Origin of the sequence: Pantoea coffeiphila, from assembly GCF_016909495.1 — a bacterium.
Taxonomy (GTDB): domain Bacteria; phylum Pseudomonadota; class Gammaproteobacteria; order Enterobacterales; family Enterobacteriaceae; genus Erwinia; species Erwinia coffeiphila.
On record NZ_JAFBFW010000002.1, the window covers coordinates 673,354 to 687,499 of the forward strand.

Annotated in this window: 10 protein-coding genes and 1 other annotated feature; all 10 genes read right to left on the minus strand. The window is 59.4% G+C overall.

From position 1 onward, the window contains the following. Window positions 1-18: 18 nt before the first annotated feature. The 10 genes from JOE09_RS08820 to dnaX all read right to left on the minus strand — a co-directional run bounded on the left by JOE09_RS08820 (window position 19) and on the right by dnaX (window position 13,934). Window positions 19-1,215, minus strand: coding sequence for an MFS transporter (locus JOE09_RS08820; protein WP_205065506.1), 1,197 nt, complete (start codon window positions 1,213-1,215; stop codon window positions 19-21). Then, window positions 1,202-3,010 (minus strand): ABC transporter ATP-binding protein, encoded by a 1,809-nt coding sequence (locus JOE09_RS08825; RefSeq protein ID WP_205065507.1) that lies wholly within the window; start codon window positions 3,008-3,010, stop codon window positions 1,202-1,204. Before JOE09_RS08825 ends, JOE09_RS08820 begins: the two co-directional genes overlap by 14 nt. Next, window positions 2,964-4,751, minus strand: coding sequence for an ABC transporter ATP-binding protein (locus tag JOE09_RS08830; protein ID WP_205065508.1), 1,788 nt, complete (start codon window positions 4,749-4,751; stop codon window positions 2,964-2,966). The genes JOE09_RS08825 and JOE09_RS08830 overlap by 47 nt, the downstream gene beginning before the upstream one ends. Then, window positions 4,751-6,883: a TonB-dependent receptor gene (locus JOE09_RS08835; RefSeq protein WP_205065509.1), complete on the minus strand. Its 2,133-nt coding sequence runs from the start codon at window positions 6,881-6,883 to the stop codon at window positions 4,751-4,753. The genes JOE09_RS08830 and JOE09_RS08835 overlap by 1 nt, the downstream gene beginning before the upstream one ends. 166 nt (window positions 6,884-7,049) lie before the next feature. After that, window positions 7,050-7,865, minus strand: coding sequence for a helix-turn-helix domain-containing protein (locus tag JOE09_RS08840; protein ID WP_205065510.1), 816 nt, complete (start codon window positions 7,863-7,865; stop codon window positions 7,050-7,052). Further along, a complete protein-coding gene (locus JOE09_RS08845; RefSeq protein WP_205065511.1) occupies window positions 7,846-8,841 on the minus strand; it encodes a helix-turn-helix domain-containing protein in 996 nt (331 codons plus the stop codon). The genes JOE09_RS08840 and JOE09_RS08845 overlap by 20 nt, the downstream gene beginning before the upstream one ends. A 190-nt stretch (window positions 8,842-9,031) precedes the next feature. After that, window positions 9,032-10,900, minus strand: coding sequence for a molecular chaperone HtpG (htpG, locus tag JOE09_RS08850; protein WP_205065512.1), 1,869 nt, complete (start codon window positions 10,898-10,900; stop codon window positions 9,032-9,034). A gap of 106 nt (window positions 10,901-11,006) precedes the next feature. After that, entirely contained in the window at window positions 11,007-11,612 is a 606-nt protein-coding gene (gene recR, locus JOE09_RS08855; RefSeq protein WP_105590836.1) for a recombination mediator RecR, read from the minus strand. Next, a complete protein-coding gene (locus JOE09_RS08860; RefSeq protein WP_105590835.1) occupies window positions 11,612-11,941 on the minus strand; it encodes a YbaB/EbfC family nucleoid-associated protein in 330 nt (109 codons plus the stop codon). The genes recR and JOE09_RS08860 overlap by 1 nt, the downstream gene beginning before the upstream one ends. A 52-nt stretch (window positions 11,942-11,993) precedes the next feature. Next, window positions 11,994-13,934, minus strand: a complete 1,941-nt coding sequence (gene dnaX, locus JOE09_RS08865; RefSeq protein ID WP_200545395.1) for a DNA polymerase III subunit gamma/tau — start codon at window positions 13,932-13,934, stop codon at window positions 11,994-11,996. After that, window positions 12,597-12,658 (minus strand) — a sequence feature (DnaX frameshifting element). Its footprint overlaps the gene before it by 62 nt. Window positions 13,935-14,146: the final 212 nt, after the last annotated feature.

Consider the following 14,146-nt stretch of genomic DNA (forward strand, 5'->3'; position numbering starts at 1 on the left):
GTGTCGGTCTGGTTTGGGTTAGATCGCCGCCTCCGCATTTTGGATCCGCCGGTGGAGCGGCACCGCCAACAACAGTGCCAGAAAAAGCAGCAGCGCCCACAACAGAAAGAAATGACCAAAGCCTGCTGCCCCCGCCAGCGCCCCGGCCACCCCGGAGCCGACGATCCCGGCAATAAACGCCATGCACTCAAACAGGCTGTAGTCCGTGCCTGGCTGGTCGCCTCCAGCCCAGCGCATGGCCTGCACCGTTAGCGTGACAAAAAACGCGCTGAACAGCACGTTACCGACGATCGCCAGCACGGCAGTAATGGCAAACGCGTGCTCGCCATAGCTCACCACGGTGCCCAGCAGCGCGCCGTCTGCCACCATCAGCAGCAAAATGATGCACATCGTCCGGCGCAGGCCCCACAACGACAGCAGCAGGCCGATCAGCAAGGCCCCCAGTGCACCGGCCACCGAGGCCACAATGCCCATAATCGCCCCGACAGCCGTGATGCTGAAACCGTAGTCAATCATAAACGGCCGCAACATGTTATTCCCGATGCTGCACGACAGTGCCAGCATCAGCACCCATCCCAGCCGGCGCCACGCCATCGGATGGCGGAAAAAGTGGCGAATGCGGGGTGTAGACGGCAGGTGTTTTTTCTGTTGCGGGGACGGCAACAGACAGACCAGCAAAAAACCGCCACTGAAAAGCAGCATAATCAGGAAAAACATCCGTTCCCAGCCGAGCAGCGGATAGAAAATCAGCAGCAATCCGCCGCCGGTAGCCTCACCGAGAAAGTATCCGCTCATCTGCAGACTCTTAGCCCGCGGCAGCTGGTGATTTGCCAGCCGCTCAATCAGCAAGGCATTAAACGACAGCGTCAACGTGGCAACCGAGGTTGAAATCAGCAACAGCGCCATGGCCAAACCGACCAGGTGGCCAGCACACTGACTGGCCAGCAACAGCCCAGCCAGCACGCCCATCATCCCGCGCTGCATCCAGCGCCGACGCCGATCGTACTTTTCGCAGGGTTTATCCAGCTTAGGGGCCCACAAAAACACCAGCCCCATGGGTAGAAACGGCAACGCCAGCAGCCCGATCGCTTCCAACGACCATCCCTGCTGGCGTCCAATCACCGGCAGGCCGCTGGCGGTGAAACCGATGCAGATGCCATACAACGCACCAAGCAGGAAAATAGCGCCCCACATGGAAATATTATGCTTTTTCATTGTTATAACCTGTAGATAAGGGAGGCTGCCAACGTGCAGCCTGCTGCTGGCAGGCCCACAGGCGTTGATATAATGAACATTCCGCCAGCAACTGACTGTGCGTGCCCTGGGCCACCAGCCTGCCCTGATCCATCACCAGGATGCGATCGGCCCTGATGACAGTGTGCAACCGGTGCGCCACCATCAGTACCGTTTTGCCTTTACCCAGCTGCGCCAGTGCCTGATGAATGGCGGATTCGTTTTCGGCATCCAGCGCCGCGGTGATCTCATCCAGCAGCACCAGGGGCGCATCCTTCAGCATCGCGCGCGCAATCGACAGGCGTTGCAACTCGCCGCCGGACAGGCTGCCCTGTGCATTTTCCAGTCGGGTTGCGTAACCCTCCGGCAACGCGCGGATAAATCCGTCGGCGCGAGCCGCCACCGCCGCGGCAATCACCTCCTCATCCGTCGCACCGGGGCGGCCCATACGGATGCTGTTGATGATACTGTCCTGCAGCCATACCGGCTGCTGGCTGACCAGCGCCACCAGGGCAAACAGCTGGTGCAGTGACATCTGCCGCAAATCAACCCCGCCGATACAAATAGCGCCGCTATCGACATCCCACGCACGTACCAGCAGATTCAACAATGTGCTTTTCCCCGCGCCGCTGGGGCCGACAATCGCCACGGTTTCACCGCCGGGAATGCACAGCTCAATCTCCTGCAGCAGCGGTCTGTCGCGATGAAATGCAAAGCTGACGCCCTGAAAGTGAATCGCGTTACCCACCGGGCGCTGCGGCCGGTCAGGTTCACTGAGCGGCTGGCTGTTCAGCAACGGCTGCAGCTTTTGCTGTGCCTGTTGCGCCATACTGAAAAACACCGCATTCGCCAGCAGCAGATCCAGCGGGCCAGCCAGCATCATCGCCACTATCAGCACCAGAATCAGTTGGCGTTCTGCCAGCTCGCCGCCGAGCCAGAGCGCAAAGGCCGCCGCCATCACCGCGACCAGCGACAGTTCCAGCCAGAGCCGCCCGGCACCCAGCCACGGGATCACCCGGCTGACGGTGCGGTCGGCAAAACCGCGCAGTTCAGTGACAGCCGCGTTATAGCGCTGACTAAAGCTCTGCGCTGCATTAAACACCCGCAGCACCGCCATCCCCTGAACAAATTCGCCGATCGTCTCACTGTGGCTATCCAGCCTGTTCCGCCGCTGATGATGCACCTCCCCCACGTAGCGCCCGGCCAGCCGCAGCAGCGGCAACATGGCCACGGCCAGCATCAGGGCCAGCAGACCCAGACGATAATCGAGAACCGCGAGCAGCAGCAGTAACAGGCAGGCATTAACCAGGTAGCCATAGAGAATCGCTGCGTGCCAGGCGAGAAAATTCTCCAGCAGCCCAACCTCCTCCGTCAGCACCGCGGCCGTTGCACCCGGCCGGAACTGCCGGAGCGCCCCTAACGGCAAGGTGCAAAGCCGGTCCAGTACCGCATTGCGCAGCGCCTTACCGGCCTGATAACCGCTGCGGAAACCCAGCTCCTGAATCTGCAGCGTTAATGGAATACGTATCAGCAGGATCAGTAGCGGCAGCGCGCCGTAGAACAGCATCTCCGGCAGGCTTAACGCCCGTTGCAAGAGTATCGCCGCCACCCAACCAACCAGCGTCGCCGGTAGCACCTGCAGGAACGTATCCAGCGCCAGCAGCAGGTAGGCCCGCTGGAAATCACGCCGCTCGCGGGCGCTCAGACCGCTGAGGCAAGTACGAATCAGTTCACCGATAGCCATCCACGCCCCTTTCTTGCCGATTTTCTTCGGCATCAATATTTTGCTGTAACTGCCACCAGCGTTGATAGCGCCCGGGGCGCGCAATCAGTTGCTGATGGGTACCGCTCTCTATCACCGCGCCCTGATGCAGCACCACAATCTGATCGATCTGCTGCAGCGTATGCAGGCGATGGGCGACCACCAGTACGGTTCTGCCCGCGCTCAGGCGGCCTATCGCCTGCTGGATAGCCAGCTCATTTTCCCCATCCGCCCAGGCCGTGGCTTCATCAAGAATTAATATCGGTGCATCCTTCAGCATCGCCCGCGCAATCGCCAGCCGCTGCTGCTGGCCGCCGGAAAGGGGTTCCCCGCTGGCCCCGACCCGGGTTTGATAGCCCTGCGGCAGTGCGAGGATAAATTCATGGGCCTGCGCCGCCCTTGCCGCCTGTTCAATGTCATGCTGACTGGCCTCGGGCCGGGCCATCCGCAGGTTATCGCTGATCGAGGTACTGAACAGCCAGCTATCCTGAAACACGCACGACACCAGCGCACTGAGCTGTGGCGCTGTCATCTGCCGCACATCCACCCCGCCGATACGCACCGCGCCGCTGGTAACATCTGCAAAACGGGGCACCAGGCGTACCAACGTTGACTTCCCTGCCCCGCTGACCCCGACCAGGGCCAGACTTTGCCCTGCCGGCACCTGCAGATTGATCCCGTTCAACACCTGCCGCGCCGACCAGGCAAAACTGACGTTATCAAAGGTGACGCAGTAGTCCAGTGGCGGCGGTGCCGGACAGTCGGGCCAGGTCTGCTGCGGCTCGGAAAGCAGGGAAAAGATCCGCTCCAGCAGCTGCATCTGTAGCGCCGCCCGCTGCGCAATACCGACGGTTTTGCTCAGCACGCTGCTTAACCCCAGCGAAAACAGCAGGAAGAAGATCAGCGTACTCAGCTCCAGCGATCCCTGGTGGTACAGCCCCAGGCCCAACGGCATCACCACCACCAGGCTGGTGCCGAGTAGCACCTGAAATATCCCTTCCGGCACCGCCATGCGTCGCATCCATACTGCGGCATCGTCGTAATACTGCTGACTGGCCTGTTTGGCCCTCGCCAGCGCGCGATCGCTCTGGTTGTACAGTCTGACCGTCGGCAGACTGGCGACCACTTCGCTAAAAGCGCCAGACATCTCGCGTTTGCGTTGATGAAAACGGCGGATGGTGGCGGCCCCCTTACCGAAAAGCGCCAACAGCAACAACCCGCCGACGACAAGCGTGCTGATGCTGGCCAGCGCCATCCGCCAGTCCAGCCAGAACATCGCGGCCAGCAGAAACAGCGGTGTGCCCCAGGCCTGGGCCACTTCCGGCACCAGATGCGCGATGCCATCCTCCAGGGTTTCGATATCTTCCTGGATCAGATCGCGCAGCAGGGCAGTATCGCTCCGCGAGAAAAAAGCCAGCGGCAACGCCAGCAACAGCGCCCCGCAGCGCAGCCGTAGCCCCTCCTGCAGGCGAAACGCCAGCCGGTGAGAAAACCACAGCGACAGGCAGTGCAGCACGCGCCCGGCGACGGTACCGGCGGCGATCCCTAACAGGATCCGCAGCCAGCTGCCGCCTGCCGCTGCAGGCTCGGCGAGGGTCATCAGCAGCCAGAAACCGCCGAGCCACGGGCTGAGTGACAGCGCCGAAGCCGCCAGGCCCAGTGCCAGGCTCAGAGACAGGCTGCCCGGTGATTCTTTGAGTAAGCGCCACAGCTCACGCCCGCCCTGCTGAGCAGACGTGGAGTTTTCTGCCATCATCAGAATTCAAATCGCAGCGTGGCGCCGTAAGTGCGCTGCTCGCCCCAGGAAGCAATCATCCCCGGCGCGATGCTGGACCCGGCCCCATTGCGCACATAGTTGGCATCAAACAGGTTTTTTGCCCAGAAATAGAGCTGCCAGTCGCTGGCTTCCACCCCCAGGCGCAGGTTGGCGAGGTCGTAGGCCGGTTCGTAATACTGGTTGCTGTCGTTCCAGTAGGTTTTATCCACGTGCTGCCATTCCCCGCGGATAAATCCGTCCAGCGTACTGGTTAGCGGCATGCGATACTGCGCGGAGACGCCTGCGGTGTACTGCGGAACCAGCGGCACGCGCTTGCCGTTGTAATTGGCTCCCGCCAGCGGATCGTCATAGTCGGTATATTTCGCTTCTACGTAGCCCAGCGACGCACCAATCTGCAGGTCGCTTTCAAAGGGTTTGGTCAGCAGCTCCACTTCCGCGCCGCGGTTACGGGCTTTACCGGCGTTGGTGGTGATCACCGTGCCGTCGGAGATGCGGCGCCCGATTTGCAGATCTTTAATATCGGTCTGGAAAATGGCGGCGTTGAGCATCACCCGTTTGTCGAGCCACAGGGACTTCACGCCGATTTCGTAGTTGATGCTGATTTCAGGATCGTAGCTGTTGCCTTCCGGTACCTGCGCCACCGAGTTGAAGCCGCCGGAGCGTGCGCCTTTCGCCACGCTGGTGTAGAAATTCAGGTCAGGGCTGGCCTGCCAGCCAACAGCCAGTTTCGGCAGCAGATTGGTGAAGGTTTTCTCGCCGTGGAACTCGCCATACAGCAGGGTCATCCCCAGCATATGCATCGAGGCATTTTCATCGCTTTTGGCGGTTTCGGTCTCCCAGCGCAGGCCGCCGGTTACTGAGATGCCGTTATCGAAGGTCCAGCTGGTTTCACCGAACACCGAAGTCCCCGAGTTCACAAAGCGCCCGCGGCTGTCGATATCCATGGTGGCTGGAATGCTGACCTCGTCCACCGCGTCTTCGCCGATATAGTTAATCAGGCCAAAATCATTGTTGAGGCGGAACCAGTAAGTCCCGACCATCCACTGCCAGGGCGAGTCGTTATCTGAAGCCAGCCGCAGTTCCTGGGTGTATTGCCGCTGATCGGAGAAAAAGTCGCCGACATAGAGGTCATATTGCGTAAAGTCAGATTCACCCAGCGTGCGTTCGTGGGCATCGCGTACGGCAGTAATCGAGGTGAATCTCAACCCGTCCAGCTGCTGGTTCCACTGTACCGATGCGCCTTTTGCTTTATGGGTCTGCTCACCGAAGAAGTTGTAGCTGTTTTCGTGCGCGGTAGCCTGGGACCGGTCGCCGTCAGGAATGAAAGCCATATCCTGCGGGCCATCGGTAGAATTGTGCCCGTCGAGGTTAAGCAGCACTTCGGTACTTTCTGACGGCGTCCAACGCACGCGACCGCGCAGGAAGTACTGCTCCAGATCGGTCAGGTCGCGGTTCACATAGGTGTTGCGCGTCATGCCGTCGCGCTGCATCCACATCGCGCTGCCGCTGACCGCCAGCGTATCCTCAATCAGCCCCGTTTCGCCGCCCAGCTGGTATTTCTGCAGGTTTTTATTGCCGCTGGTGATCTCGCCGTACAGCCGACGGGATCCATCCGGCTTGCGGGTCAGAATGTTGATCACCCCGGCTTCGGCGTTACGGCCATACAACGTGCCCTGCGGCCCGCGCAGAATTTCGATGCGTTCGACATCTTCCAGATCGGTATAAGTGAGGGTGCTGAGAGGATCGAGGTAGTTAACCCCGTCGATATACACGCCGATCCCGGCCGGAGTTGCTACCTGACGCTGGCCGACGATGCCGCGAATGCTGATAAAGTTCTCGCTGGCACCACCGGCTTTTTGGATATGCATATTAGGAGTGCGGGTGTTGAGGTCTTCCAGCATCGCTACGCCCGCATCCTGCAGATCTCCGCGGGACAGCACGCTGGTTGCAGCCTGCACATCCTGCTGACGTTTCTCTTTTTTCTCGACCACGGTCATTTGTTCGGTGACGGCAGCCGCCTCAGTGTGGCTGCCTTCCGCCAGAGTCGGTGACGAATACAGGACGACGAAAATCATGCTGGCAACGGGTGACAGCGGGGAGAGGTATTTCATAATGATCCTTATCAGAAAAACGAATAGAAAAGCCGGTCACACATCTTAAAGAGGGAAGCTGCAGCGAACAGGGATGCACTGTGACTGGACGGCTTTTTTCAGCCCCATCTGGTTCAGCCGATGGTTTTACCATTATGAAATCTAAGGACAATCAGCTGGTTCGAGGTCACCGCGTAGGGAACGCATCTTCCCTGCCGGTACGCGCTTCGTGCGGTAGCAGGCCAAAGCGGGCGCGATAGGCGCGGGCAAAATAGCCGCCGCTGCGCATGCCTACCTGCAGGGCGATCTCCGCCAACGGCAGATCGCCGGACTCGATAAGATGCCTGGCCTGCAGCAGCCGCAGTTCACGCAGGCAGGCAAACACCGGCGAGCCATGCAGTTCACGAAAAAGCCGCTTGAGCCGCGTCTCACTGATCCCCACCTGCCGCGCCAGTTCGGGCAGCGCGGGCGGAGAAGCCAGATCCTGTTGCAGGATCGCCAGCACCAGGCGGATCCGCTCCACATCCTGTTGATGGCCGCTGACAGTCCGCTCTGCCTGCCGTTGCGTCTGCACGCAGACCAGCAACTCGTGGCACTTGGCGCGCAGGTAGAACCGGCTCAGGGAAAGTGCGCCCTGGTCTGCTGCAGGGAACAGTTCCCGCAGCAGGATCTGCAGCCCGGCGGGCTGAGGTGTAACGCTCTCCATCGCCAACGCGGATCCATTCAATAGCTCGCTGGAGAGCAGGATCCCCTGGCTGGCTGGCCCGCCTTTCAGCCGGTGCGGCGAGTCGCAGCGCAGCATCTCACCGGCCCGCAGCACGGTGTCAGCGTGCTCGTCGGTCAGCAGAATTTCCCCGGCAAACAGCAACAACAGTTTCTTTCCGGGCCGGGAGAGAGCGTCATCCAGCCCGGGCCCGGGCTGGCTAAATAGCAGTCCCTCTCCCCCGCCGGTCAGGGAAAGGGAAAGCGTGGCCGCGGCGGGGCTAGAAGGGAGATTTGACATAGTCTTTCGGGTTTACACCAAAGTGTTCGCGGAACAGCCTGCTGAAATGGCCCTGCTTACTGTGCCCGATGCGGGCGGCCACCTGTTTCACCGGGAGGCTGTGCTGGTCCATCAGGTAACGCGCCTCTTCCATCCGCAGGTGCTGCTGGTAGCCGTGAACCCCGGTGCCAAACATCTGCTGAAAACCGCGTTTCAGTTTGCTTTCACTCAGGCCCACCTGCTGTGCCACGGCTGACTGGGTGGTTGCTTCCGCCAGCGTTGATCCAATTAACAGCGCGGCCTCCAGTACGCGGCGCCGGTCGGCGGCAGAGAGGTCCAGACGCTGCGGCGCCCGCTGCTGCTGGCCCAGCAGGAAAGCGACATACAGGGCGATGCATTCGTGGATTTTGCTTTCCATATACAGCATGCCGAGCGCGGAGTCGGGCTGCCACTGCAGCAGCTGGTACAGCGGTCGCCACAGCGAGGGGGGAATCGCCGAACGTTCCAGTAGCGTCGGGTGTCGGCCTTCAAGAAACGGATGCCAGCTGCGAGGAAACCGATCCGGTTCCTCGGCAAACCATTGCGTCAACAGCGCCAGCGAGATGGATAGCTCCACGATGCTCAGAGAGGCGTTGCCGCCCAGCAGGCCATCGGGCAAGGCATCCGGCAAATACCACGCGGTACATTCGCCACGGCGATCGTGCCAGTTGCCGCGCGCGGAGTAGTTAACCTGATAGTGGCCAGAGAGAATAAAACACAGGCCTACGGTGGTAAAAGGCATGCCAGCCCTGACGCGGACATTCTGCCGCAGCGCGCCGTGAGTAATTCCGAGCGTCGACTGGCTGTCTTCACTGAGGTGAAACTGCGTATAGCCGTTGCCAAACCGATCGGGCCAGAGGAACCGGCAGTCGTCGGCCGCTGACGGCGGGCGGGCAGATTGCAGGGCATTCTCCATTGAGACTTCAACCAAATCATTCCAGACAACCTGAATACGCATGGTTTCCTCACGTCGCCCGGGAATGAGCCGCAGAAGACGACAAATGATAATAAATATCATTACAGTTAGGTGCGGCTTAAATTTACATATTGTTACCTTGTTGTCAAACCCGCCGCGTAGGGAAGCCGGTTAGCAGGCACAAAAAAAGGGGCCGGATAATCCGGCCCCTTTCAGTTCACGTGCTCGATGATTAGCCCAACAGCAGCTGGTTCATGCGGCGAATAAACTGGTTTGGATCGTCCAGCGAGCCCTTCTCGGCCAGCAGCGCCTGATCCAGCAGCAGCTCGATCCACTCGGCAAAGCGCGCTTCGTCCTGGGTATCGGCAGCGCGTTTAACCAGCGCGTGATCCGGGTTCAGCTCGAACAGGTACTTCACGTCCGGCACGTCCTGGCCCGCAGCGGCAAACAGCTTGGCCATCTGGGTGCTCATTTCGTTCGCGTCGGTGGTGACGATGGCCGGGGTATCGGTCAGACGGTGAGTCAGACGCACTTCTTTCACACGCTCGCCCAGCAGCGTTTTCACGCGCTCAACGAACGGCTCCAGCGCCTTCTCAGCTTCCTTCTGCTCTTCGGTTTCTTCGTCGGCCAGCTTGCTCAGCGCATCGTCGGCTTTGCTGACGGACTGGAACGGCTTGCCGTCGAACTCGGTCAGGTAGCTCATCATCCATTCGTCGATGCGATCGGAGAGCAGCAGAACTTCGATACCTTTTTTGCGGAACAGCTCCAGATGCGGGCTGCTCTTCGCCGCGGCATAGCTATCGGCAGTAATGAAGTAAATCTTCTCCTGACCTTCCACCATGCGGCTGATGTAGTCTTCCAGCGACACGGTCTGTGCCGGGCCTTCGCTGCTGGTTGAGGCAAAGCGTAGCAGTTTGGCGATGGTTTCGATGTTCGCGCTGTCTTCCGCCGGGCCTTCTTTCAGTGCCAGGCCGAACTGCTGCCAGAATGTCTGATATTTCTCTTCGTCATCCTTCGCCACTTTTTCCAGCATCTGCAGAGAACGCTTGGTCAGCGCACTGCGCAGGGTCTGAGTGATGCGGCTGTCCTGCAGGATCTCACGGGAGACGTTCAGCGGCAGATCGTTCGAGTCGATCAGCCCCTTCACGAAGCGCAGATAGTTCGGCATAAACTGCTCTGCGTCATCCATGATAAACACGCGCTGCACGTACAGCTTCAGGCCGTGTTTGTGATCGCGGTTCCACATATCCCACGGTGCCTGAGCCGGAATGTAGAGCAGGCTGGTGTACTCCTGCTTACCTTCCACGCGGTTGTGGCTCCAGGTCAGCGGGTCGGTGAAGTCGTGAGCAATGTGCTTATAAAACTCTTTGTATTCGTCTTCGCTGATTTCAGACTTGCTGCGGGTCCACAGCGCCTGGGCCTTGTTGATTTTTTCCCAGCTGGTGGTGTCGTCTTCTTCGTTACGGGATTCAATTTCAACCGGCAGGGCGATATGATCAGAGTATTTGCTGATGATGCTGCGCACGCGCCATGCATCGAGGAACTCGTCTTCGCCTTCGCGCAGGTGCAGCGTAATCTCGGTGCCGCGATCTTCTTTGGTGATATCCGCGATAGTGTATTCACCTTCGCCTGCGGATTCCCAGAATACGCCCTCATCGGCGGCAGCACCGGCAGCACGGGTGCGCACGGAAACTTTATCCGCAACGATAAACGCCGAGTAGAAGCCCACGCCGAACTGGCCGATCAGCTGGCTGTCTTTCGCCTGATCGGAGCCTAAGGACTCGAGGAAGGATTTAGTACCGGATTTGGCAATGGTGCCCAGGTTTTCAATGACTTCGTCACGACGCATACCGATACCGTTATCGCTCAGCGTCAGGGTACGGTTTTCCTTGTCGACAGAAACACGTACGCGCAGCTCGCCGTCACCCTCGTAAAGATCGGGGGTGGATAATGCACGGAAGCGCAGTTTATCCGCAGCGTCCGAGGCGTTGGAGATCAGTTCGCGCAGGAAGATTTCTTTGTTTGAATAGAGTGAGTGGATCATCAGGTGCAGAAGCTGTTTCACCTCTGACTGGAAGCCACGCGTCTCTTGTCCTTTCATGGTCATTGCTACCTCAACTAAAACAGGTTGATGAACGTTGAGGGTAGAGATGGGGGAGAAGCGCTGGATTTTCAAGGCGGCACGAAAACTCGTGCCGTTTGAATGGTCAGAATTTAATCTTGTGGCGCCCGGCCAGTGAATGGGACAGCGTCGTGCCGTCAACCATTTCCAGCTCGCCGCCGACCGGGACGCCGTGCGCGATGCGGCTGGCTTCCACGCCATACTGTTCACACAGGCTGGCGATGTAGTTGGCGGTTGCCTCACCTTCTACCGTCGGGTTGGTCGCGAGGATCACTTCCTGAATGGTTTCTTTTTCCAGCCGCTGCTCCAGACGATCCAGGCCAATATCTCCCGGTCCGATGCCGTCCAGCGGGGAAAGATGGCCCATCAGCACAAAGTAACGGCCGGAAAACTGCCCGGTCTGTTCAATGGCATGAATATCCGCCGGGCTTTCAACGACACAGATTTGACCGTTCTGCTGGCGACGAGGGTTCGCGCAGATGGTACAGATCTCCTGCTCGGTAAAGGTCCGGCAGTCCGCACAGTGGCCAATCTCAGACATCGCACGAGTCAGAGCCTGTGCGAGGCGCATACCACCGCTGCGGTCGCGTTGCAGCAGCTGAAAAGCCATGCGCTGGGCCGATTTAGGCCCAACGCCCGGCAGGCAACGCAGCGACTCCATTAGTGCTTCAAGGAGCGGGCTGGTCTGCATCAGAACGGCATCTTGAAGCCAGGTGGCAGCTGCATACCGGATGACACGGCGGCCATTTTCTCTTTCTGCGCTTCAGCAACGCGGCGAGCCGCATCGTTAAATGCCGCAGCAACCAGATCTTCCAGCATGTCTTTGTCATCTTCCAGCAGGCTTGGGTCCACTTCCACACGACGGCAGTTGTGCGCGCCGTTGATGGTCACTTTCACCAGGCCGGCACCGGATTCACCGGTCACTTCCATTTTGGCGATCTCTTCCTGAACCTGCGCCATTTTGTCCTGCATTTGCTGGGCCTGCTTCATCAGGTTACCCAATCCGGCTTTACCAAACATAAGTTCTCTCTCTTTCGCTCAGGCCACACCAACAAAACGGTGATGCGGCGGGTTACACAGGGCGGATACTCTCTTCATCAACGTCTGCGTCAAAAAAGCGTCGCAGCGTCTGAATATTATTATCCGCGATAATCGACTGGCGCGCCTGCGCCAGCTTCTCTTCATAAATTTTTTGCCGCCACTCCAGCGGCGTCAGCACCGCCGGATTATCATCTTCCACCACGGTTAATTCAATGGGATGACCAGCCGCGTTGTTGAGGGCATCATTCAGCGCCTTCTGCGCCGACGGGGAATTCAGATGCCGCTGGCTGGACCGCAGATGCAGACAAACGCCGCCGTCCGTCACCTCTTTCCACGCATTCAGCGCCAGCTGCTGCACCAGCCGCGGCATGGTCAGGGTGGCTATTTCGGCCGCCCAGGCATCACGTTCCAGTGATTCCTCCGTCAGTTTGACGATCAGCTCCGGCGTTTTTTCATGCTCCAGCGCGCTGCGCAGCGCTTTCGGCGTGGCAACCGGCTCCGCTTTCACCTCTTCCTTCGGCGTCTGCGCCTTCCAGCGGTACGCTTCCTCTTTTACCGGTGCGGCGGGTGCAGCATCCTGTCGCGGGCGCTTCTGCCCACGTTCGGTTGCGGCTGCCAGACGCTCCAGTGCAGAGCTGGCCGGCCGCGCACCCTGCGCCGCCGGCTCACTCTTTTTTGGTTTGGTTGCTCCCTGCTGGCGCATCAGTTGAGTACGCGCCTGCAGCAGCTGGCTGGTGGTGTCAGGCAATCCCTGAGGCGGCGGCGCATCTGGAATAGTATGCGCGACTGCCGGCTGGGATGGTGGCGTCAGCGGAGCCTGAGGTGCAGTCTGGGGTACGGCCTGGGCGATAATAGCCGGCCGGGCAACGGGTTCAGCAATCACCGCTTTAGGATGAAAGGCCAGCGCACGCAGCAGCGTCATTTCAACACCCATGCGGCGATCCGGCGCCAGCGGCAGCTCCTTGCGCCCCACCAGCAGCGTCTGGTAATAAAGCTGCACGTCTGCTGGCGGCAGCACTCGTGCCAGCTCGCGCAGACGCTGTTCAATCGTAGCCATATCTTCGCCCAGCGCCGAAGGCAGCAGCTGGACCATAGCAATGCGGTGCAGCAGGGTCAGCATTTCAACCAGCAGCGCTTCCCACTCCACGCCGCGCGAGGCCGCCTGGTTGAGCAGCGCCATCACCTGCGCGCCGTCCGCACTGACCAGCGCTTCGATCAGCGCCAGCGGCTGTTCGTCGTCCAGCGTGCCGAGCATATCGTTCACCGTCACCGTAGTGACCGCGCCCTGCCCCATGGCGATAGCCTGATCGGTCAGGCTGAGCGCATCGCGCATACTGCCATCGGCGGCGCGTGCCAGAAGCTGCAGTGCACGCGTTTCAGCGGAAATCTGCTCAACCTGCAGGATATGCTCAAGCTGACCGCGGATCTGATCCTGATCTAAGGCTTTCAGATGGAATTGCAGGCAGCGCGAAAGGATGGTCACCGGCAGCTTCTGCGGATCGGTGGTGGCTAACAGGAATTTGACGTGTTCAGGCGGCTCTTCCAGCGTCTTCAACAGCGCATTGAAGCTGTGACGCGAAAGCATATGAACTTCGTCGATCAGATAGACTTTAAAGCGCCCGCGCGCCGGTGCGTACTGTACATTATCCAGCAGGTCACGGGTGTCTTCGACTTTAGTGCGCGATGCGGCATCGATCTCGATCAGGTCAACAAAGCGCCCCTGTTCGATTTCACGGCAGTTATCGCACTGGCCGCACGGCGTAGCGGTGATGCCGGTTTCGCAGTTCAGCCCTTTGGCCAGCAAACGGGCAATCGTCGTCTTCCCAACGCCGCGGGTGCCGGAAAACAGATAAGCGTGATGGATACGGCCCAGCGAAAGACCGTTAGCCAGCGCGGTCAGGACATGCTCCTGACCAACGACTTCAGTAAACGCTTGTGGACGCCACTTACGGGCCAGTACCTGATAGCTCATTCGGACTTCATCATTGTTCTGAATCAAAAGAAGATACTATAACAGAATCCTCTCCTGCCCGTCGCGGTTCCTGTCGGATAGTTCCCTATACCGAGTACGCTCACAAAACCTGACGCAGTGGCTGTCGGGAAAGAGATGTTTTTTTACTCAAAAATAATCAGGCAATTTATTTACGTTTTAATGATAAAAAACTCACAGAGTTAATTTCCCAA